This window comes from Fictibacillus nanhaiensis, from assembly GCF_042686385.1.
Taxonomy (GTDB): Bacteria; Bacillota; Bacilli; order Bacillales; family Fictibacillaceae; genus Fictibacillus; species Fictibacillus nanhaiensis.
This window is the reverse complement of record NZ_JBHUPF010000006.1, coordinates 1,957,641-1,980,114: the sequence shown is the minus strand read 5'-3', so window position 1 is coordinate 1,980,114 and position 22,474 is coordinate 1,957,641. Positions and strand designations below refer to the sequence as shown.

22 protein-coding genes, 1 other RNA gene and 1 other annotated feature are annotated in these 22,474 nt (G+C 38.1%); of the genes, 3 read left to right on the top strand and 20 right to left on the bottom strand.

Annotated elements, in window-relative coordinates:
* Positions 1 to 11: 11 nt before the first annotated feature.
* From parE to ACFS5O_RS13780, 10 genes are all read right to left on the bottom strand, one after another.
* On the bottom strand, positions 12 to 1,952 hold the full coding sequence (gene parE, locus ACFS5O_RS13825) for a DNA topoisomerase IV subunit B (protein WP_205727282.1): 1,941 nt from the start codon (positions 1,950 to 1,952) through the stop codon (positions 12 to 14).
* 226 nt (positions 1,953 to 2,178) lie between these two features.
* Positions 2,179 to 2,586 (bottom strand): CoA-binding protein, encoded by a 408-nt coding sequence (locus tag ACFS5O_RS13820; RefSeq protein WP_205726353.1) that lies wholly within the window; start codon positions 2,584 to 2,586, stop codon positions 2,179 to 2,181.
* A gap of 239 nt (positions 2,587 to 2,825) precedes the next feature.
* Entirely contained in the window at positions 2,826 to 4,346 is a 1,521-nt protein-coding gene (locus tag ACFS5O_RS13815) for a carboxypeptidase M32 (RefSeq protein WP_205726354.1), read from the bottom strand.
* Positions 4,347 to 4,441: 95 nt separating this feature from the next.
* Positions 4,442 to 4,621, bottom strand: coding sequence for a hypothetical protein (locus tag ACFS5O_RS13810; protein ID WP_205726355.1), 180 nt, complete (start codon positions 4,619 to 4,621; stop codon positions 4,442 to 4,444).
* A 453-nt stretch (positions 4,622 to 5,074) separates the two neighbouring features.
* Positions 5,075 to 6,223 carry a THUMP domain-containing class I SAM-dependent RNA methyltransferase gene (locus tag ACFS5O_RS13805; RefSeq protein ID WP_205726356.1) on the bottom strand — a complete coding sequence of 383 codons (1,149 nt, stop codon included), beginning with the start codon at positions 6,221 to 6,223 and terminating at the stop codon, positions 5,075 to 5,077.
* 133 nt (positions 6,224 to 6,356) lie between these two features.
* An RNA gene (gene rnpB, locus ACFS5O_RS13800) (RNase P RNA component class B) lies at positions 6,357 to 6,767 on the bottom strand.
* Between the two features lie 75 nt (positions 6,768 to 6,842).
* Positions 6,843 to 7,157 carry a cell division regulator GpsB gene (gpsB, locus tag ACFS5O_RS13795; protein ID WP_066394488.1) on the bottom strand — a complete coding sequence of 105 codons (315 nt, stop codon included), beginning with the start codon at positions 7,155 to 7,157 and terminating at the stop codon, positions 6,843 to 6,845.
* Positions 7,158 to 7,239: 82 nt separating this feature from the next.
* Positions 7,240 to 7,800 (bottom strand): SLOG family protein, encoded by a 561-nt coding sequence (locus ACFS5O_RS13790; protein WP_205726357.1) that lies wholly within the window; start codon positions 7,798 to 7,800, stop codon positions 7,240 to 7,242.
* Positions 7,801 to 8,211: 411 nt separating this feature from the next.
* Positions 8,212 to 9,477 (bottom strand): ribonuclease H-like domain-containing protein, encoded by a 1,266-nt coding sequence (locus ACFS5O_RS13785; protein ID WP_205726358.1) that lies wholly within the window; start codon positions 9,475 to 9,477, stop codon positions 8,212 to 8,214.
* Complete coding sequence (locus ACFS5O_RS13780; RefSeq protein WP_205726359.1) at positions 9,467 to 11,743, bottom strand: DEAD/DEAH box helicase; 2,277 nt, start codon at positions 11,741 to 11,743, stop codon at positions 9,467 to 9,469. The genes ACFS5O_RS13785 and ACFS5O_RS13780 overlap by 11 nt, the downstream gene beginning before the upstream one ends.
* A 363-nt stretch (positions 11,744 to 12,106) precedes the next feature.
* Here ACFS5O_RS13780 and ACFS5O_RS13775 point away from each other — a divergent pair, with 363 nt between their 5' ends.
* Positions 12,107 to 12,478 (top strand): cyclic-phosphate processing receiver domain-containing protein, encoded by a 372-nt coding sequence (locus ACFS5O_RS13775; protein WP_205726360.1) that lies wholly within the window; start codon positions 12,107 to 12,109, stop codon positions 12,476 to 12,478.
* Positions 12,479 to 12,528: 50 nt separating this feature from the next.
* Here the strand turns inward: ACFS5O_RS13775 and ACFS5O_RS13770 are convergent, their stop codons facing one another.
* The 7 genes from ACFS5O_RS13770 to ACFS5O_RS13740 all read right to left on the bottom strand — a co-directional run bounded on the left by ACFS5O_RS13770 (position 12,529) and on the right by ACFS5O_RS13740 (position 18,571).
* Positions 12,529 to 13,332 carry a PP2C family serine/threonine-protein phosphatase gene (locus ACFS5O_RS13770; protein WP_205726361.1) on the bottom strand — a complete coding sequence of 268 codons (804 nt, stop codon included), beginning with the start codon at positions 13,330 to 13,332 and terminating at the stop codon, positions 12,529 to 12,531.
* Entirely contained in the window at positions 13,319 to 13,780 is a 462-nt protein-coding gene (locus ACFS5O_RS13765; RefSeq protein ID WP_205726362.1) for an HIT family protein, read from the bottom strand. Before ACFS5O_RS13765 ends, ACFS5O_RS13770 begins: the two co-directional genes overlap by 14 nt.
* Before the next feature lie 42 nt (positions 13,781 to 13,822).
* Positions 13,823 to 14,042, bottom strand: a binding site (T-box leader).
* A gap of 31 nt (positions 14,043 to 14,073) precedes the next feature.
* Positions 14,074 to 14,607, bottom strand: coding sequence for a GrpB family protein (locus tag ACFS5O_RS13760; RefSeq protein ID WP_205726363.1), 534 nt, complete (start codon positions 14,605 to 14,607; stop codon positions 14,074 to 14,076).
* Positions 14,608 to 14,611: 4 nt separating this feature from the next.
* Positions 14,612 to 15,100, bottom strand: a complete 489-nt coding sequence (locus ACFS5O_RS13755; protein ID WP_205726364.1) for a dihydrofolate reductase — start codon at positions 15,098 to 15,100, stop codon at positions 14,612 to 14,614.
* A gap of 8 nt (positions 15,101 to 15,108) precedes the next feature.
* The gene (locus ACFS5O_RS13750; RefSeq protein WP_205726365.1) at positions 15,109 to 15,285 is read right to left on the bottom strand and encodes a hypothetical protein; all 177 of its coding nucleotides are present in this window, start codon (positions 15,283 to 15,285) and stop codon (positions 15,109 to 15,111) included.
* Between the two features lie 538 nt (positions 15,286 to 15,823).
* Positions 15,824 to 16,357 carry a dihydrofolate reductase family protein gene (locus tag ACFS5O_RS13745; RefSeq protein WP_205726366.1) on the bottom strand — a complete coding sequence of 178 codons (534 nt, stop codon included), beginning with the start codon at positions 16,355 to 16,357 and terminating at the stop codon, positions 15,824 to 15,826.
* A 24-nt stretch (positions 16,358 to 16,381) separates the two neighbouring features.
* Positions 16,382 to 18,571 (bottom strand): FUSC family protein, encoded by a 2,190-nt coding sequence (locus ACFS5O_RS13740; protein WP_318300219.1) that lies wholly within the window; start codon positions 18,569 to 18,571, stop codon positions 16,382 to 16,384.
* Positions 18,572 to 18,833: 262 nt separating this feature from the next.
* Between ACFS5O_RS13740 and ACFS5O_RS13735 the strand changes: the two genes are divergently transcribed.
* Complete coding sequence (locus ACFS5O_RS13735; RefSeq protein WP_205726367.1) at positions 18,834 to 20,171, top strand: FAD-binding oxidoreductase; 1,338 nt, start codon at positions 18,834 to 18,836, stop codon at positions 20,169 to 20,171.
* Between the two features lie 230 nt (positions 20,172 to 20,401).
* Positions 20,402 to 21,187, top strand: a complete 786-nt coding sequence (locus ACFS5O_RS13730) for an aminoglycoside 6-adenylyltransferase (RefSeq protein WP_205726368.1) — start codon at positions 20,402 to 20,404, stop codon at positions 21,185 to 21,187.
* Between the two features lie 54 nt (positions 21,188 to 21,241).
* Here the strand turns inward: ACFS5O_RS13730 and ACFS5O_RS13725 are convergent, their stop codons facing one another.
* The 3 genes from ACFS5O_RS13725 to ACFS5O_RS13715 are packed head-to-tail and all read right to left on the bottom strand — an operon-like array spanning position 21,242 to position 22,440.
* A complete protein-coding gene (locus tag ACFS5O_RS13725) occupies positions 21,242 to 21,868 on the bottom strand; it encodes a pyridoxamine 5'-phosphate oxidase family protein (protein ID WP_318300220.1) in 627 nt (208 codons plus the stop codon).
* Positions 21,869 to 21,883: 15 nt separating this feature from the next.
* On the bottom strand, positions 21,884 to 22,174 hold the full coding sequence (locus ACFS5O_RS13720; protein WP_205726369.1) for a hypothetical protein: 291 nt from the start codon (positions 22,172 to 22,174) through the stop codon (positions 21,884 to 21,886).
* Positions 22,175 to 22,227: 53 nt separating this feature from the next.
* Entirely contained in the window at positions 22,228 to 22,440 is a 213-nt protein-coding gene (locus tag ACFS5O_RS13715) for a zinc ribbon domain-containing protein (RefSeq protein ID WP_205726370.1), read from the bottom strand.
* Positions 22,441 to 22,474: the final 34 nt, after the last annotated feature.

Below are 22,474 nucleotides of genomic sequence, written 5' to 3'. Positions count from 1 at the left end.
TTTAAACCTCCTCAGAATGCTGACAAGTTCTCGTTATCTAGTATGTTAGTTTCTTCGTTTATGCCAAAAGCAACGTGTTCTTCGATCCACTTTCGTCGCGGCTCTACTTTATCTCCCATTAGGACAGATACACGTTTTTCAGCACGGGCTGCGTCATCAATTCTTACTCGGATCAACGTGCGTGTGTCAGGATCCATAGTTGTTTCCCATAATTGATCAGCATTCATCTCACCTAGACCTTTATAGCGTTGAATGATGTAGCCTTTTCCGATCTTTTTCTGTGCTTCTCTAAGTTCGTCTTCATCCCAGGCATATTCAATGACTTCCTTCTTACCAGTCCCTTTACTTACTTTGTAAAGTGGAGGAAGTGCGATGAACACTTTTCCTTCTTCAATGAGCGGTTTCATGTAGCGATAGAAGAACGTCAGTAATAGAACTTGGATATGCGCTCCATCTGTATCTGCATCAGTCATGATTACAATCTTATCGTAGTTCACATCTTTTAATGTGAAATCAGAGCCCACTCCAGCTCCAATCGCATGAATGATCGTGTTGATTTCTTCGTTCTTGAAGATGTCAGCAAGCTTTGCTTTTTCTGTGTTGATAACTTTTCCTCGTAGCGGAAGGATCGCCTGAAATTTACGGTCACGTCCTTGCTTAGCAGAACCGCCAGCAGAATCACCTTCGACAAGGTAGAGTTCGTTTCGTTCAGGATTCTTTGATGTAGCTGGCGTTAACTTACCGCTTAACATAGAATCCTTACGTTTGTTCTTTTTACCGTTTCGAGCATCTTCGCGTGCTTTACGTGCTGCTTCTCGCGCTTGTGCGGCTTTAATACTTTTACGGATGAGCATTTCACTAATTGCAGGATTTTCCTCAAGAAAATAAGCTAACTTAACCGCTACTACGGTATCTACAGCAGAACGTGCTTCACTCGTTCCTAATTTACTTTTCGTTTGCCCTTCGAATTGCAGGAATTCTTCGGGAATACGAACAGAAACAACAGCTGTTAAACCTTCACGTATATCAGATCCATCTAAGTTCTTATCTTTTTCTTTTAACATGTTCGTTTTTCGAGCGTATTCGTTGATGCTTCGAGTAATCGCCGTTTTTGCACCTGATTCATGCGTTCCACCGTCTTTTGTGCGCACGTTGTTTACGAACGATAATACATTTTCTGCATATCCATCGTTGTACTGAAACGCAAAATCCACTTCGATCTCGTTTTGTATACCTTCAAAACTCACAACAGTGTGCAGAGAGTCTTTATCTTCATTCAAGTATTTTACGAACGCTTCAAGACCTGTATCAAACTGAAACTCGTCTTTTTCACCGTTACGTGCATCTTCAAGTACGATCTTGATTCCTTTTAACAAGAAAGCTGCTTCTCGTAATCGTTCGCTTAATGTTTCATAGTTATAGTTGATCGTAGAAAACATGGTTGAGTCTGGTTTAAAATGGACGGTCGTTCCAGACTTCCGGGTATTTCCGATCACTTCTAGTGTTGTTACAGGCTTTCCGCCATTCTCAAAACGTTGACGATACGTCTTGCCGTCACGGTGGATCGTTACTTCCAACCATTCAGATAAGGCGTTTACTACGGATGCCCCGACACCATGCAATCCTCCAGATGTTTTGTATCCGCCTTGACCGAACTTACCACCCGCGTGAAGAACTGTAAAAATGATTTCAGGAGTTGGTTTTCCGAGTTTGTGCATACCTGTTGGCATTCCACGCCCATCATCGGATACCGAAACACTATTGTCTTTGTGAATTTTCACGTGTATGTAATCACCGAATCCGCCTAAAGCTTCATCAACAGCGTTATCTACAATCTCATAAACGAGGTGATGCAATCCTCTAGCATCCGTACTTCCAATATACATACCTGGACGCTTTCGAACGGCTTCTAAACCTTCGAGCACCTGTATGGCATCATCGTTATACTCCATTAATGACTTATTACTAGCCAAGTTGTGTTGCTCCTTTCGCGTTGCTGCAGTACTACTATAATAGCAGAACGTTTGTTTCTATACTACTGTTGTCTGTATATTCTCCTCTTATTTCTCGGTAAATCGACTGAAAACCTTTAGTGTCGAAAAGAATATTTTTTAATAAAAAAGTGACATTTCTAGATAGCATGGGAAAACCACCCGTATGATTGCGGGTGGTTCATTACTACCGTATCATAGCATGTTCCACTTTAATGCACTTATCCATAATATAAGGAATCGTTGCACTTTGCAAAATCTCTTCTGCTTCTGCACTGTAAAGCCCTAATTGTGCCCAGAAGAAACCAGCTTTAATTTTTGCTGCAGATCGAGCAACCTCTGGCAAATACTCACTGCGTCTAAATACGTTGACAATATCAACGTGTCCTTCAATTTCTTCGAGCGTTGCAAACGCTTTTTGCCCTAAAACTTCTGAGACATTAGGATTTACGGGAATAATCTCGTAACCGGCATTCTGCATATATTCTGAAACCATATAGGACGTGCGAAAAGGTTGATCAGATAGACCGACTACAGCAATACGTTTTCTTAATTTTAAAAGGTTCTGGATATCTTGTGTCGTTGCAGCTCCCATGTATATTTCCTCCTAGTGTCTTTTTATATAGTTTTAGACAAAATAAGTACAAATGAAACATTTTTATTAAGAATACTTGGGTAATACTCACCCTTTGATGCAGAGTTAGTTGAATTTATACGATTATCATAATCTTGTTGCTACATCAAAAAGTATCCTTAAAACAGATTATACTTTCAGATTATGTAAAAAAACCGGCATTCTCGATATATAAATTCGAGTCCGCCGGTAGGATGTAGTTAGTTCTCTAAGCGGTAAATATCAGTGTATTTCTTTTCGAAATAAGCGATCAAATGATCAGGATTGAGTCCCTCACCTGTTACATCTTTTAAGATTTCAATCGGTTTCTTCATTTTTCCATATTGGTGAACGTTCTTCGTTAACCACTCTTTTATCGGCAGAAGGTTTCCAGATTCCATATGAGCATCAAAATCAGGTATATCCTTCAGCATTGCATTTTTTAGCTGTGCAGCATAAATATACCCGAGAGCATAGGATGGGAAGTAACCAAAGCTTCCGCCTGACCAATGTACATCCTGAAGCACACCTTCAGCATCATTCTTAGGTGTTACACCGATATACTCCTGCATTTTCTCATTCCAGATTCTCGGAAGGTCCTTTACTTCGATCTCATCGTTAAACAAACCTTTTTCAATTTCATAACGAACAATAACATGAAGTGGGTATGTCATTTCATCAGCTTCGATACGAATAAGTGAAGGCTCTACCACGTTGATAGAACGATAAAAATCTTCAAGCTCTACACCGTTAAACTGTGAACCAGAAACTGTCTTAAGCATGTTGTACTGATTTTTCCAGAATCCGAAGTGACGACCTACAAAGTTTTCCCAGAACAGAGATTGAGACTCGTGAATGCCCATAGATGTACCTGTAGCAAGGGGTGTCCCAACTAATTCATCTGAAATATTTTGCTCATAAAGTGCATGTCCACCTTCATGGATGGTTCCGAATACAGCCGTACGGAAATCATTCTCGTCATACTTTGTTGTTACACGAACGTCTCCAGGATTCAATCCGATCGCAAACGGATGAACGGTTTCATCCAAACGACCTGAATCGAAATCATAACCCATGTCTTTTAAAACATGTAAACTGAAATCTTTTTGTTTTTCTTTCGGAAAATGCTCGAATAAAAACTTTGTATCAGGTTGACCTGCATCTTTTACTTTCTGAAGCAATGGTACGATTCGATCGCGTAGTTTTGAGAAGGTCTCATCTAAAATCTCAACAGTAACTCCTGGCTCATACATATCTAGAAGTGTATTGTACTTATTCCCTTCATAGCCCCAATAACCGATAAACTTCTTATTGAAATCAACAAGCTTTTCTAAATAAGGCTGAAATAAAGAGAAGTCTGATGCGTTCTTCGCTTCTTCCCACACAGTTTCTGCTTTAGATTGTAAAATGACATACTCTTTAAATTCTGCTGGAGGAATCTTTGCATTACGCTCGTAATCTTTTTTTACTTCCTCAAGCGTCTTCTTCGTAACATCAGACAGAGAGTCCTGTATATCTGACTTAGAAAGTTCTTCGATGTAATTCTTCATTTCTTCAGACGTAGACATTGCAAATACATCAGATGATAATGTTCCGATTACTTCAGAACGTTGTTCAACACCTTTTTTAGGTGCGCCTGTGCGAAGATCCCAATACATGAGGCCGATTGCTTCGTTGATGTGGACCATTTTTTTCACATAATCTAAGAATTCTTTTTCAACAGTTACTTTTGTTTGTGTCATTTTTTGCTTCATCCCTTCACGGTTTCATTAAAAACATACCGCTATATGAATTCGTGACGCAATAAAAAAGTCCTGCTGGTCTATTTTATTTTTTTCTAAAATTCTTCCTTGAATAGTTCTGCATAAGCAGCGAAGGACGGATCAATATTGTTTACGTGACCAATCGATTGATGAAGGACACTTTGAATTTCGGCTTTATGATGATCTTCCAGATGTGGTTGTAGGTTCTGTAATGCCTTTTGAATGCTATCTAAATGGCTAAATTGAGCGTACATAGAAATAACCTGCCTTTGATTTAATGGATAGGCATAGTATGTACGCGTTTATAAGGTCTTTAAACTTTGTTTCAGCAATTGGTGGTGAAGTCTTTATAAAAGTTGAACAATGTAGCAGCGAGTAAGTGTAGTTTTATAAAATTTAGTTCGAAATGGTTAATTCCCAATGTTTTTTGAATAAAAAGATCTTAATTATGTACGGTACGTGAAATTATAATTGTTTCAATGCTTCTATTTGTGCGATTCATACCAAAAAAGGCTGACTTTTTGATTGAGTCAGCCTTCCTTATCGTTTATGGGGATGAATCCAAAAGTTTTCTCCTTGAATCCATAAATTTAATAGCTCAATCCACGAGTTTTGCTTCTCAATCCACAAATTTCGGGCTTTTATCCGCGAGTCTACAATCTTCGACACTCAACGGGCACCCATACCATAATTACATAACGCACTCATCAGTTCTGGTGCTGTCTAGGCGGACGTTTTCCAAAGTATTGATAATAGTCCGTCTTCAAATCTCCGTTATATAGCTTACGTTTTTTTGTTGCTGAACGGCCATAATATTCTTCAAATTTTTCATTAGAAGTAATCACGTAAACACTCCATGTATCATACGGTTTCATTGCCATGCCTAGGTCGCGATACATTTGAGCTACTTCTTCTCTCTCACCAAGTCGCTCTCCGTAAGGTGGATTCGTTACAAGACATCCGTAATCTTTTCTAGTCGTAAAATCGCGAACTTGCATCTGTTTAAACGTGATAAAATCCTCGAATCCAGCTTCGTTTGCATTATTCTTGGACAGTTCGATCATCTTATGATCAATATCAGATCCTTGAATCTCTAAAGGTAGATCGTATTTCGCCACATCTTGAGCTTCTCCTACAGCCTCATACCAAACCTTTTTGTCGATCCAGTTCCATTTCTCTGAAGCAAACTCGCGATTTAATCCAGGCGCGATGTTTTGTCCAATCATTGCAGCTTCAATCGGCAATGTACCAGATCCACAGAAAGGATCTGCGAAAGGCTTATCAGGTGTCCAATTTGTTAGCATGATTAGCGCTGCAGCCATCGTTTCTTTAATCGGCGCACCAGAATGTAACTCACGGTATCCACGCTTGTGTAGACCAGTACCGCTCGTATCAAGCGTTAATGTTGCGATATCTTTATGAATCGCAACCTCAATTCGATACAAAGCCCCGTCCTCTGGAAACCACGTTTTGCGGTTATACGCCGTTTTTAAGTTATCAACCACTGCTTTTTTCACGATTGCTTGACAGTCAGATACAGAAAATAGCTTAGATTTTACAGACCGGCCGATTACAGGAAACTCGCCATCCTCAGGAATAAAATCAGCCCATGGAAGTGCTTTTGTTTGTTCAAAAAGTTCATCAAACGTCTCCGCTTTAAACTCGCCAACTACTAATTTCACGCGATCTGCCGTTCTTAGCCATAAGTTAGCTTTTACTAACGTTTTTTCATCACCATCAAAATAAACTTTACCATTTTCAACCTTCACATTTTCAAAACCTAGCGCGCGAACTTCATTGGCTACTAGCGCTTCTAATCCCATAGCCGCTGTTGCCAGCAGTCGTAATTGTGTCATAATATGAACTCCTTAACTTCATCGATTCGTATAACAATAAGTATACCCTTATTTTACGGCACTTTTTTATGTAAATAGAAAAAGCCCCGGTAAACGGGGCCCTCATTCAGCTTTAATTTAGGTACCAATAACGTTCTGTAAGCCATGTTCTGTTCCTTAGTACTACAAACGGCTGGTAGCCTCGTACACCGGTGGTAATCATCTATCTACAAAAAGCCTTGGCTTCTTGTTCTCCCAATCGTTCAATTCCGAAATGGGAAACTCCCCTACCATAATTTGGGTTTCTCGCTCGTGGGGTTTACCGCGTTCCACTCCCTTTGTTTCCATCGGGACTACGTCACTGTGGCACTTTCAAGGTATTAACACCATATCCATAGGACTTAGGTGCGTTCCCTGCCGTTAGTCCAGTAAGCTTTATTCAAGCAAACCAATCTACCCTGGCTTATTTTTTGGCCAGGCACGATCATTACGGTCATCTCAGATCCGTGCGAGCATGGACTTTCCTCTAAACCTGAAAATTCAGATCCAGCGATTACCCGAACGCTATTGATTTAAGTTTTAAAAGCAAGATTCATTATAGCATGCTGAATGTAGAAAAACAAATGGATAATTACTGGAATCAATCGTACAGTTTACTGCCAAAAACATGTTTTTCCAAGTTAGACAAACGCTGAAGAATATCGGAGTTCGTCGTGCTTGAAGTTACTGCAGACATTCTGCGTGTTTGCTGATGATCAGTAGAACTTTGAGCTTCTTTACGCAGTCGATTGTTTTCTTGTACAACTGCATCATACTCTTTTTGAAAATTTTCATAATCCTTAATGATAAGGTCTAAAAATTTGTCTACCTCGTCTTGATCATAGCCACGAAAGCCTTGTTTAAAGTCTTTTTCTAAAATTTCTTTCGCCGTTAAATGAAAACGCTGTTCACTCATGTGAATCACCTCACACAAAGATTCTAAAATTATTTTTTCACTACCTGACCTAAATGTCAATTTTTTTCGACTTTAGATTCATTTATTCATTACGATTGTATTGTTCTTCTTGTACAAGAACATCCAAGTCATAAGGAGTAATATAAAATATTTCGTACGAATTGTCCATTTCCTGCTTTTGTTTGGCTGCATCCAAATAATACTTCGGAGAACCATCTTTTTCTTCGTCATAAAGAAGCAAGACAGCATCGCTTTTTTGGACAAGAAACTGATTTTTAACTCGAAGCTGCCCTGGCGACTCGTAAGGCTTACGACTTACTGAATCAACAAAATCTGCTCCCGCTAAAATTTCATGATATTTTTCCTGCACATTTTCCTTCCACCGTGCTTCTTGTTCTAAAAACGGCGTAAGGACAGCTAGTTTTAATTCGGGAAATTCTGTTTGTAGTTCAAATACCACTTCTGCAGCCCACATCTCTACACCAGGCTGGCCACTAATGATCACCCACTCTAAACCTTCATCTAGAAGTGAGACTAACTTTTGACCAATTGCTTTCTTGATGTAGTATACCCCTTCGTGTTTGTCACTAAATATACCAAGTTCATGAGCTTTATAGCCACTAACAAGCAGTGTTTGAAGCATGGGAAAATACCTCCTATTAATGAAAAACACCCGGCTCTGTCTATAGCCGGGGCTTCATTAAAAGTTTTGTGTTGTGTGACTGATTTGATTGCCAATCATTACTGTTAACCCGACGATTACAAAAAATAGAACAACAATCCACTGCTTCACTTACCATCTCTCCATAGCTTAAATTATATATTTCCCTTTTCAACATTTCGGTTATTGCGCGAAAACAATCGAACGCTCTAGAAATTTGACGAAAACACAGTAGAAATATGGGTTTTCATGGCGTTTTTTGCGCTTACCCGGGCAATAAAAATGGGGGGAATTTATTTTCTTAAGAACATTTTCAGGTCCTCTTATATTTTACAAAAAACAAAGCCAATTGAGAAGAGATATTTTGCAAGAATTCATAAATTTGACGGATTTTTACGAATATTGGATGACTCTTTGTTCTAATCGTTCGATTCTTTTCGCCAGCGCTAGTTTTTCCAGTTCTTCTTTCTTCTTCGTTAACCTTTTTTTACCCTTCCATCTAGAATATGCCAATGCTGCAAAATGAAGAGCTTTTTCATAATCTTTTTGAACATGCTCATAATACTTAGAAAGTTCAATAGCTGGTTCTTCATCTAATTCATTCTCATCGAGCAACTCTAGCCAATATCGAACAGAAACCTCTAAACCATCACTTTTTTTGTGTAGAGAGGCTAAAGATTTTTTGGATGGGGATGTAAGTGAAGTTCCAGTTCGCAAAACTTCCTGATAAAGAGAAATCGCATGTTCTTTTTGATTCAATGCTTCAAACCATCTTGCTGATTCATATGTCTCTCTTTCTGTTCGAAAAGCATTACCTGTCACTATTCCCGACATGTGTGTATAGAGAGTTATGAGTGAGAGAACATCCCACTCATTGTGTTGAAAAACACCTTCTAATAGAGATGGATCTCCTTCATTGCAATATTGAAAATAAAGCATCGGAGCGAGATATCCTGGTGTATCATGGATTCGGTTCACACCTAACAACTCTTTTTCAACAATAGAGAGCTTTACAGCTGGCAACGTATCTTTCCACAATCTTCTAGCTCCGTGCAGAAGATCAAAGTGACCAAACTCTGGCAATGAGGGTACAAAGTCACGAATTAACGTGTGCCGCGTTTTCACTTGCGGCCAATCAAATGATTTACCATTATACGTTACTAAATTCCGAAGTTCTTTCACATGATTTAAAAAATAATGATAAAGAGCCACTTCAGATCCGGGACCCGGTAAGAAGAATTGGTGTACTAATACGTGATCTTCTTTGATCTGGCTCATTCCAAGCATAAAAATGGTATTCCCTGCACCACCACTTAGACCTGTTGTCTCTGTATCGAAGAACAAGAGATCAGAAGCGTCAAGATCCTTAGCGTGTAGTGGATGATCAGCATCGATATCTTTCCAATTCGATACGGCTTTCAAAACATCTGAAAACCGGTAACGGCCCCATTGTGTATCAAGAGGGTATGTTACTTTTCGAACGATACAATAATCATCCTCGAAAAAATAAGCTGAAGCACCAAACTTTTCCCAATAGTCCGCATGTTGAATTTTTTCAGGAGTAGAATTCTCAATATGGGGTTCACTTTTAACAGGTAGCTCGGAAACCGGATTGACCATATGCTTTTTTAGTCGATTCAGCTTATTTTTAATCGACATGTTCTGTCGCTCCTTTGATTTGAGAAATCAATTTTATGGCGAGATTCTTGCTGTTATTCCCTTCTTCTAGGGTTCCTGTACAAGACGGACAGCCACTTTCGCAAGGACATCGTTGAATCATAGCAAGTGACTGATCAAGAACGGTATCCCAAGAGCCGTATACCTTTTCACTAAGCCCTATTCCACCTGGATATCGGTCGTAAATAAAGATCGTAGGTTGTTGGTTATGAACCGCTTTGACTTGAGGGACAACGTGAAGATCGTTTGCATCACACATCACGAATAAAGGCGCGACATGACGCAAAACGTGTGCGATCCCAAGAAGGCCTGCTTCAAGTTTTTCTTCACTTAACTCATTATTTTCAAATGTAAGCCATGTAGCTGAAGTGTGCAGCTCCTCTTCTGGAAGATGAATGGGACCTGAGCCTATATTGTCATGTGTTTCAAATTTGATCTTTTTAAAGATGGTTGCCTTTGCAACTACCATCACATCACCGTATGCTTTAGCATTCTGGTCATGTGACGTTTCTTTATCCACTTCTAGTACATTTAATGAAACAGCGAGGTTTGCGTCTGTAAAATAATCCACATCCACTTCACGAACAAACGCTTTCTTTTCTTCATAATCTAACTTTTCTACCTGATATTGCGTACCTTGATGAAGATAGATCGCTTCTTCATGAAGCAGTGTCATTGAGCTAAAACGATCCATCTCACCGATCACTTTTACATCAGCCACATTACTTTGATCGATGATCACAACGTTTTCCTGTGAAGCAGAACGAAGTGAAATGTTATGCGCAGGAAAAGAATCGTTCATCCAGTAAAAATGCTTTCCTCTTTTGTGAAGCACTTGTTCATCAACTAAAAATTCTAATACATCCTCGATCTCTTGATCACCAAATTTCTCATTCTCTTGAAACGGCAGTTCATATGATGCGCATTTCAGATGATCTACTAAAATAATCAGATTATCCGGATTCATCCGAGCAGACTCGGGTGAACGTTCAAAGAAATAGTCTGGATTCTGAATCACGTATTGATCGAGTGGAGAAGAGGAAGCCACCATGATCACAACACTTTCATCTTGTCTGCGTCCCGCTCGTCCAGCCTGTTGCCAGGCACTTGCGATCGATCCTGGATAACCTGTCAGAATACAAGCATGAAGCTGACCAATATCTACTCCTAATTCTAAAGCGTTTGTTGAAACAACTCCCATGATGTCTCCGTTACGAAGTCCTTTTTCAATAGCACGGCGCTGCTTAGGAAGATATCCTCCTCTATACCCTTGAATGGACTTCGTACCAAACTCCTTTTTTACAAGTTCTTGCAAATACGTGAGCAATATTTCCACTCGTACACGACTGCGTGCGAATACGATCGTTTGAATATGATTTTCCAAAAATAGCTTTGCTAGGTTTCTGGCTTCAAGCGTAGCGCTTCGCCTAACGTTCAACGGTTTATTTACAACTGGCGGATTATAGAAAAGAAAATGCTTTCGACCCGCAGGTGCTCCATTGTTGTTGATAAGTGTCATTGGATTGCCAGTGAGTTGCTCAGCAAGCTCTTTTGGATTGGCAATGGTTGCTGATGTACAAATAAAAATGGGATCACTTCCATAAAAGTGACAGATTCTCTTTAAACGTCGGATGACATTTGCCACATGGCTGCCGAATACACCTCGATATGTATGGAGCTCATCTACCACCACATATTTCAGATTTTCAAAAAGCGATACCCATTTTGTATGATGTGGGAGAACAGCTGCATGAAGCATATCTGGATTTGTCATAACGATATTTCCTGCTTTTCTAACGACCTGTCGGATATTAGCTGGTGTATCCCCATCATACGTATAGCTTTTTATATCCAATCCCATCTCATCAATAAGCTCGTTCATCTCTGACTTCTGATCTTGAGCGAGGGCTTTAGTTGGAAATAAATACAGAGCTCTTGCCTCAGGATTATTAGCGACCTCTTGCAATACAGGAAGGTTGTAACAAAGCGTTTTTCCTGAAGCTGTAGGTGTAACAGCTACAAAGCTTTCACCACGTAAAGCTGCTTCGTATGCTGATAACTGATGAATATATAAAGAAGAAATTCCTCTTTTTAAAAGAGCGGATTGAATAGTCGGATGTATAGAGTTAGGAAGTGGAACAGAAACCGCTTCTCGTGGCTCAATTGTTTTCCAGTGAACAATTTGATTAGCTAGCTCTGGCTCTCGTAAAACGTCCATAACTTGCTGAATAGATTTTTTTTGAAACATGATAACCACCTCGTTACTATTTTAACGAATATTTGTTCGTAAAGAAACAAGGACTTAAACTTAATGTTCAAGCCCTGATTGAGTTTTTCCAACAAAATCAACCATGATAAAATTTTATTTGTTAATTTTTGTTAAAAATCATACTTATCTTGAAGGAAAAAAGAAACTGACGAAGAATCTAATATTTTAATATTTAATTCACTAAAGTATTTGCCTCGTTTTTATTCTAATTATGGAAGGAGTAAAGCATTTTTTCTTAAAAAACATACGATGGATTAATGTGTTATAATTAGTATATCGAAATAACTTAGGGCTTTAGACTTTTCTTAGTCACCCTCCGTTTAAGGAAGGGAGTTCAAGAAAATGAAAAAGATCAGTGTATTTATGGATGATTATCGTAGTCCCCCTGATGGATATGTCTTCGTCGAAACGATTGATGAATGTATGGATCTTCTGCGGAACCATCCAATTGAACATTTATCATTAGACCACGATTTATTAAGCAGGACAAGAAATGGACTTATGCTCGTAAAAATGATGATCAACGAAAAGTTATTCGCCAATCGAATCACCATTCACTCTGCGAACTCTGTTGGTGGCAAGAACATGTACAATTGCCTTAAACAAGCTCAAAAAGACTTAATCATGCCTCACACTATCATTGTTTCCTTACGTCCACTTCCACTTAAATATTTCCCGCCACGCGTGCTTCAACATTATAGTGATATCAAATAATAGATTCCATTCAAAATAAAACATAAAGAAACAAATAGGAGGAAGCAGCTTTACAAGTCACTTGGTAAACTAGCTGTTTCCTCTATTTCAACAGACCAGGCAATAATGGTCGTGCTATCCCTTACATGATTTCTTTTTATTTCACTCAAAAGAAATGAAACACCTTCAACCAAACCGATATTGCTTAATACATTTTGAACTTCTGCTGCATCTTCAAATGGAACACCCGGACATTCTGTCAGACCATCGGTTGTCATGAATATTTGGTTAAGTCCTTTTCTCATCTCTTTCTTCCCCGTACTATAACAAGGTACCGGAAGCTCAAATGTGTTCACTTCACCAACCCATTCATAAAAACTTCGCTGAACAAGTTGTCTTTCTCCTAATGCTATTAGTTCAGGATGAAATAGATGAAGAATACAATCTCCCACTGAGAACCACCATAAATACTTTTCTTTTCGCACAACGATTAAACAAGCTGTTTCACCCGTTGTCTTCCGGCAAGATTCCATAAAATCAGGATCTTGAAAGATATCCAGTATAAGATGATCTAATTTTTTTAGTGCTGCACCTGCGGATTCTGAGAGCACAAGCTTGATCTCGTTTTCATTCCTTAAAAATTGATTGACAACAAGTTCAACACTCTGTGCTGTCTTATGCCCATCTAGGATCATTGTAAATTCCCAGTTTTCAGCTTGGTTCACCCATACTAAACACCCATCTTCATTTTTATATGACCCCGCTTCAGAATTACCTCCAAATCTACCTACTGTCACATTATGTACTCGTGTAACATCTATTTCATCAACAAATGTATGATCGCTTCCAACCCAAATCAATTTAGAATTCTTCATGTTTATTCTCCTCCAAATAATTCCTTATTCTTTCGCAAACTTTGATAATATCTTCATTCCTTCCAAACGGAGCTTCTGACCAACTATAGACCTCATTCGGTCCCCAATATTCCTCTGGTGTATTTGGATAACGTGGAACGATGTGCATATGAAGGTGAGCAACAGAATTACCTGATACAAGTGCATAAATGTGCTCTGCATTTTCTGTTTCTTTCACAGCACGGCTTACTTGAGCCATGATCTGACCGAATGCATTTGCTTCTTCAATGGTCAGATCACCAAGACCAGGTGCATGTCGCTTGAGATCGATCATGATATGTCCAAGGTAAGACGGGCGGTCACCTTTATCGATATGACCCACATAAACAAATTCATCTTCAAATATTTTTTCACCTGCTGTTTCAATAGTGCCTTTATGTTTGTCGCAAATAAAACAATCCTCACTCACTTCTGATCTCCCCCTTAATAAACAAAAAGCCCATCATCTCTTTAAAGAGACGATAGGCAATTCCTAACGTGGTACCACTCTTCTTTGTTTGCAAAAAAATCCATGCAAACCTCAGAACCTGATTACGGTGGTTAACCGTACAGACTTCATTTTAGTCTGTCCACTCCAAGGCAAGTTCAGGATCCTTGTTGACTGCATCGCACCCTTCTGCAGCTCTCTAAACAACAATAAGACCCCTACTACTCCTAATCATCACGTTTAACGATGGAAAACTTTTACTAATAATAAGATGATTAGAAATTTCTGTCAAGTTTGTTTTTTCTGATTTTATGTAAGATGTTAAAGATAAAATGAGTTTTTCCTTCTGTGTATTCTGCTCGCGTGCTTTTCGATGTAACTAAACAAACTTTAAGTTGATTATATTCTTCAACAGCTTCTGGATGAGTCCTTAAATAATCTCGGAAATCCAAATGGTTTTTCAATTCGATACTATTTTCATCACATACGTATAAGTGATGCTTAATAAATTCAGAATGACATGGTAGTTTTTCATTAACTCTTTCAAATGTTTCTCTTCCCTTAAAGCTCCATTGTAATTGATGAATATATCCCAAACCGTTAAGTTTTGTAACTACTTCTGACAGTCGATCATAATTTTCAATAATAATATCTAAATCAATAATTGGCTTTGCAATCATCCCTTTTATTGAAGTACTTCCTACATGTTCAATTCCTATTATTAAATTTCCTAGCTCAGTTTCAAAAACTGTTTTTAACCTTATAAACGCTTCTTCCCAACGAGGATTATATTCATAAAGTTCAATCATTAACTTAAACTTTCCTTATGTATTGATGAAAATAATAGGTATAAGGATTTTGTTTGTCCTGGATTCCTTTAACTCTAGAAATCTCTTTCCAATCTCTTTCATTAAATATAGGAAAATAAGTATCCCCTTCAAAGGTATGGTGTATTTTTGTTAGATACATTTTAGTTACCATTGGCATAAACTGCGAATAGATTTCCTCTCCTCCGAAAATAAAAACTTCTTCATCGTCTTCACAAGCCTTTAGCACCTCGTTTATTGAATGGACAACGATACAGTTTTGGGGTGAGAAATCCATTTTCCTCGTGAGCACGATGTTCCTCCTACCAGGCAGCGCTTTCCCAATAGATTCGAAGTTTTTTCTACCTAAAACAATGGTTTTTCCCATCGTCATCTTCTGAACATACTTCCAATCTCTCGGCAACCTCCAAGGTAGATCATTATCTTTGCCTATTACTCTATTTTCGCCCATAGCAGCTATTATTGAAAAGTTCATAACGAATCTTACCTTTCTTTAGTGGTGATCTCTAAACTCAGCATCTTTTCTGTTGGTATTTCTGCCTCAATGTAACTTCTAACCATTTTCCAACTTCCATCTTCCCATCTAAAAGTCTGAAAGAACAAGCTAGCCGTTTCAAAAGGTTTATCATCAACAATCAGCGATGCCCAAATAATTGCCATCACTTCATCGTCTTTTAACGAAAAGATTACATCTTCTTTTAGAATCCACTTCGCTCTCTTTTCGTCTAACTCCTTAAATGCATGTTTCCATCCATCAATTGATTCTTCATAACCAAAATCATAAACCTCTTTGCCTCTAATTTCCGAGCTATATATTTAGGCGAAACAACATTCTCTATACCTTTGATAGAAAAGTTTCTCCAGCTATCTAGATACGTTTTATAAAATTGCTCAAAAGATTCTTTCATCATCCCTCCTAAGAAATGGCTTTTGGTATATACATTGACTATCGCTCTCACCTATATATTCAAATCCATTCTTAACATAAAACTGATTTAATTTAATATGATTTGCCTCACAATCTATAATCATTTCCAGATCTTCTTGAGATGCTTTTTAAATCTTTATTGATTTCAGTGATTTCATTAAAATTTACCCCCTATTTATACTCAAACTAACTTCTTTATTCTTTATGTGAATCCTTCCAAATTCCCCCATTAATAATGAAAAGCAGCAACTCTAAAGTTGCTCCTCCATTTTATACCGTTCTATAGCTTACCTGCACCAATCCTGATTCAAACGATTTACTATCAATTAATTCAAGTTTGCTATCTGTTTCGGTTTCCTGAAACAATGAAATTCCATTACCTAGCATGATTGGAATATAAGAGATCACGTATTCATCGATAAGATTATGTGATTTAAGTTCTCTTACAACCTCTGATCCACCATCAATAAAAATATTTTTTCCCTCTTTGTTCTTTAACTCCTGAATCAGATTACTAACATCCCCACCATAAAAAGTAACATTTTCATCATTGCCCTTTTTGGTTCTAGAGATGACATAGCATTTCTTATTCTTATGAGGAAATTCAATTCCAAATGATAACACTTTGTCATACGTTTTTCTTCCCATGATCACCGTATCTACGGTCTCAATGAATGATTCATAGCCATAATCTTCACCAGGACGTTCAACATCAGATAACCAATCAATATCACCATTTCCTTTTGCAATAAATCCGTCAACACTTGATGCAATATACAAAATTACTTTTCGTTTCAATTCCACGCAATGATCTCCTTTTTACATCCATTATTTATTTGTACGTTGGTTCTCTATTACTCCTCCCAATTCATTACCTAACTCAACAAGTGATTGGTTGATGCGCCATACATAATAGAGGTGATGAATCAGGTCACGCTGAGATTGTTTACGGCTTGGAGCAAGACGTTCAAACTTCTCTTGTTCTTCTTCTAGTGAATAAAGAACATACTCCCCTTCATTTTCTGTAACAAGTGCAGATAATGAATCAATGTTGTTCTTTATTTTTGTCTCGATTTCAATAAATCCTTCAAGAAGTTCCTCCGGATAATCAAATCCCTTTCTGTAAGCAGATGCGACAAGATGTTTTGCATAATAGTTAATAGCAGCTAACCTTGTCATCCAACTGACCATATCAGCATAGATGGGTGATCCTGGTCGTTGAAGAAAAGATTGCGCTTCATCCCTGATCGCCTGAAGTTTCAAATCCAGCTTAAACGCACTTTCTGAAAGATTTTTTACGTTAACATCTTCTCTAAATCCTCTGACGTATTCAGTGACAAAAGGAGCAAGTTCTTCTAAGAATTCATTGATTGATTCCGCTACCTTTACTTTTGTTTTCTTCGGAAAGATCAAATAAGAAACAGCTAGAGCTATCGATGCACCTGCAATCGTATCTAGTACTCTTGCTCCAATCAATGAAAACGTAATTCCTCCTAATAAAAGGTCATACATAAACGCAATCAGCATGGTGATAAACACGCTCATTAACGTGTAGGAAACAGTCATTAAATAAAAAGCTAGAAAAACAACAACAAAGAGAAAGATGACTTCTAAAACGGTGTGTCCAGAAAGAAGTTTAGCAAGGACAAAACCGATAACAGCTCCAATGATTGTGCCTAAAGAACGCTGATATCCTTTCGTATAAATCCGTCCGATGGACTCGGTTCCAAGTAGAACGACAAATGCTGTAAGAAGAACCCAATATGGCTGTGATGGTGAGATTATAAAGCCAACTATTATTGATAAAATTCCTGCTACAAGTGCTTGATAGGCTTTTTTAGTTGAGGGCTTTAACGATTTGTCTTCCTCTTTCGCAGCTTCTTCGCTCACTTTTTCGCCTTTCTCTTCTACTTTATTATCTACAGACTGAGTATAGAGTGATTGTTGTATCGTAACCGCACCTTCTATCACGTGATTAGCGATTGATTCAATTCGGCGGATAAGGTAGATCCATCCTTGAGGAGGCGCTTCTCGTTCAAAAAGTTTCATGATTAACATTCGAAGCTGCTGAACCGATTTTTCAGCGGGGAGAATATTTTGTTCTTTCACTTGTGGAGCGAGTACTTCGGCATCACGAACAGCAACTGTCACAGCAATGAGCAATTGCTTAATCTCATCAACTTGAAGAGCATCTGCCTTTTTCAATCCTCGTACCGAATCAACTAACGTTTCAATCAACATCCCCGTATCAAACACGTAAAGCCGAAGTTGACTTGGTAAGAGACCTGGCCATATTTTTTTTACATCATCCTCGGTGATATAACCAGAAACAATAAGTGCATAATCTCTTAACTTGGAAACGTTCTTCTCTAATTCTTCCTTATGTTTAAGGCTTGATTCTTTATCTTGCATTGCTTCGAGCAAGAGGTTAAGAGTCAGATTACTTTGTATATGAAACGAATGAATACTTCTTTTTAAATTTCTTGCCGTATCTTGAAACAAGAAAAAATTAAGGATAAAGGCATAGGCTATACCTAGCCATATTCCAACGTAAAACCATGGTAACTGCTCACTAGATAACCTTAAAACAGAAGAAAAATACACCGTCATAAAGAAGATCATGAACAAGGAAAAATAGCGTGTACCAAATTTAGAGAAATAAAAACTGCTAAACACACTTAAAACTAAAACTACATCTATGTAATAGGCGTTATTTGCTACTAGAGAACCAACAGTTATGCCCAACATAGCTGATACTCCCAGCAATAATGTGGTTACTCTCATCTCTTGTTTTGTATCATCCATCACGACCATGATGCCCATCAACCCAAGCATACCGGATACAATAGCTGGTGTGATGCCGCCAGAATGACCGGTATATCGCATGATAAGAAGGGTAGTGAATACAGCAAGAATTAAACTAGCAGTCGCTCTTCCTGCTTTTTGCAGCCGCACATATCCAGGATCAGCTGCTACCATTTTCGCTAACCACTGATGCTTGTTGTATAATCGTTGCACGATTTCCCCCCTTTTCTAAAACTATAATTGAAAATGATATCATGCGTGATGTTTTTTAACCAAATGAACTGCTTTGTTATAGTGAGTTCATTAACCAATTATAGTATTCCCTTATTCACCAATTTTTTTAACTCACTACCCCACTTTTTCGGAAGACACTCCTTAAAGGTGTTTTCTCACTGAGTAAAAGGTGTTAACCGACTATTCGTTTCCTGCATACATTTATATAACTACAAATATGTCTTTGCCGGGAGTGGAAATAATGGGATCTACAGAGTTAACAGGAAGAATAATCTTTAAAGGTGACCCTGGCTATAATGAAGCCGTTCGAAACTGGAATCCTTATGTCAACACATTTCCCCTTGTATTCGTTTTTGCTCAAAATGCATGTGACGTTAGTAATGCGATTAAATGGGCTCGTGAGAACGATGTGCCCCTTAGAATCAGAAGCGGCCGCCATGCTCTAGACAAAGAGTTCAATGTGGTAAAGGGTGGAATCGTTATCGACACAGGTGATATGAATAAAGTACATCTAGACAAGAAAAAGGGAATTGCTACTGTTCAACCTGGAATTCGTGTGGGTCCTCTTGTAAAAGGTCTAGCTCGAGAAGGGTTTTTGGCTGTCTTTGGCGATAGTCCTACTGTTGGCATCGGAGGCATCACAACGGGCGGGGGATTCGGGTTACTCTCACGTACAATTGGTGTCATATCAGATAACCTTCTTGCACTAGAGACTGTAGATGCAAAAGGACGGATTCTTAAAGCGAGTCCAACTTGCAACGAAGACTTGTTTTGGGCCTCTAGAGGAGGCGGTGGTGGTACGTTTGGATACAATACCGAATATACATTTAAAGTTCATCGTGCACCTGAGACAGCAACAGTCTTTAACATTATTTGGCCATGGGAACAACTTGAAACAGTATTTGAAGCATGGCAGAATTTGATGCCATTTGTAGACTCAAGATTAGGCAGTTATATAGAGATCTACAGCAAAGTAAATGGACTATGTCAAGTAACTGGCCTTTTCTTAGGTTCAAGACCTGAATTGATTCAAATATTACAACCTTTACTTAATGCTGGAACACCTTCTGAAGTAGTCATAGAAACACTGTTCTACCCAGACTGTATCGATTTCCTTGATCCACCTGAACCACCTTACGCTGATCAAAACTTTAAATTCTCATCCTCTTGGGCGACTAGTCTTTGGCCAAAGGAACCAATTAAGGTTATGAAACAGTTTTTAGAAGAAGCACCTGGAACAGAGACCAATTTTTATTTTACAAATTGGGGCGGTGCGATTAGCAGAGTACCGAAAGATAAGACAGCTTTCTATTGGCGTGATCCGCTGTTTTACACCGAATGGAACGCCACCTGGGTTGATAAATCTGAAGAAGCGAGTAGTCTTGCCTCAGTTGAGTCTGTGCGTCAGCAGTTAAAACCCTATACAGTTGGTTCCTATGTAAACGTTCCAGATGAAAACATTCAAAACTTCGGAACTGCTTATTGGGCAACAAACTTTGCTAGACTGCAGAGAATAAAAACAAAATATGATCCTGAGAATGTATTTAATCATCCTCAGAGTGTCCCACCACTGTTTTAAAAATAAAAAGTTACAATAGTTATCCGGAATTTAGATGATCGGGTAACTATTGTTTTTTACATTGGTTTTGTAAGCTTTGTTGCATGTGGAAGTTGTTTTTCCTTTCTACTCCAATCAACAAGGTTCAAAAAGCAACATTTTTTTAGAAAAGAGCCGATACATAAAAAATTAGAACAGCACTTTACAAATTATGTTAACATTAAAAAACATAAAAAATTGCGAGGTGTCTTATGTATACTCCAAAAGAAAGGGATTCATATTTTCAAAGTATGATTGATATGTTAAATATACTTCCAGTGGTTGAAGGTGTTGTTCAATTAGGTTCTGGTGTAACCGGTTATAAAGACGAATTCTCGGATATTGATTTAATGGTAGCTACTTCAACTGAGGATGATGTCATTGGGGCAAAGGATTATATTAAACAATATTATAAAGAATGGAATCCCGTTATCATCAAAGAAAAACAGTTTTCAAAAAATATTTATCTATTAATCGTTATTTTAGAAAACTCTTTGGAATTCAATATTTCAATTCATTCAATGAGTTCGTTGAACGTAAGATCTCCGTTATGGAAAGTCGTTTTGGACAAAACAGGTTTCGTTTCAGAGAAGATGAAAGAAGAAAATCTTTCTTTTTCAAACAAACCTATTAAGTATGCAACATTCGAAGATCCTGTTTTTGAGTTTGTCTATGGTTACGTTAGGTTTGACAAAGAGTTAAAGCGCAATAATCTCGTTTATGCACTGAAGATGCTAGAATTAATGAGGGATTACACCTTGATTGTACAAGCCTTAAACGAAGATAAAAAACTCCATCAGTTTAAAGCTTACGACACTCTAAATAGTAATTTTTTGGAGCAATACCTTTCAACGTATCCACAAGAATTATCGGTTAACCATTTAGTTGAATCTGCTTCTTTGTTAAAAAAATTGTTTATACATACCGTAATGCAAAGTTCAACATATACATTAGATGATTCTCTAGGTGAGTTGTTAAAAACAAAGAATGCCGTATAAACTTTCAAAAGCACTGCATGCAGTGCTTTTGAAAGTTTCTTATAAGACTTCTAACTAGTAAAGCTTGTTGTTATAGCCTTCAATAAGATCATTGGCTATTCTTTGTTCAGTCATTTCTGGTAGATTCACATGAGCTGCTAGAATCTTTGCCGCGTTTGGGAGTGATTCTTTCTTTTCCCAACGTTCAGGTTCCCACAGACCGGATCGTTTAAATGCTTTACCACAATGCATATAGCATTGCTCTACTTTAACAAGAACGCCTAGAAGTGGCGCTTTGCCACCTACTTCCATTTTTTTTAGTACTTCTTCATCTTTAATAATAGCGGCTTCACCGTTAATCCGTAGCGTCTCATCCATTCCTGGTATTAGAAAAAGTAAGCCTACTTTCGGATTGGAGAGAATGTTTAACATAGAATCAACACGCTTATTACCCGGCCGATCCGGAATAACGAGATGGTGATCATCCATAACACATACAAAGCCTGGTGCATCTCCTCTTGGAGAACTATCGCAGTTCCCTTCCTGATCTGACGTAGCTAAAATTACAAATGGTGAATGGGCTATAAAGTCTTTGCAATGTTCATCTATTCGAGAAATGACTTTATTCTGCCCCCTTAGGCTTGGGGTTCCGAGCATAAGCCTTAGTTCTTCTTGACTATTTACATAATTCAAAGTTTTCACTACTGATACATCCCCTTACTTTCTAAGAGCTTTCGCTGCTAGATGTACATCTGCTTTTTTAACGTAAATATCGTATTGCGTGTTATCCATTACTGGCCGTTCTCTATCACCAAATGCCTGCCCTGGAATTCTCACTTTATATGTCACACCATCCGCTCCAAGCTTAGCTATGACATGAAAATAATTTTCCTGACCAAATGAAGTATAGATAAGTTTCATGTTGCGATAACGATACTTATGAACGAAAGAACCAACAATGATTCCTCCAAGCACGATCAAAAGAAAAACCCATCCAAATACCGGCATACTTCACAACACCTCTTTTACGTTTTATCCAAATAAAAGATCAAGTACAGAACCTAACTGCCCTTTTTTCCTTCAAGAACGTTAGGATCATAAACTTCTACAAATCCAGAATTTTCACAGGACACAAATAAAAAATGATTATGCTGAATGTCAAGAAATTTACTTAAACCTGAACCTGTCATGGCAAGCTCTTTTGTTCTACAGCGGGTATGGCTGCACTTGTTACATTTGAATCTGCTTCTAATCGCTTCTTCAACTCTACTCATATTCATAAATCCTTTCTGCTCATTAAATCAAGGG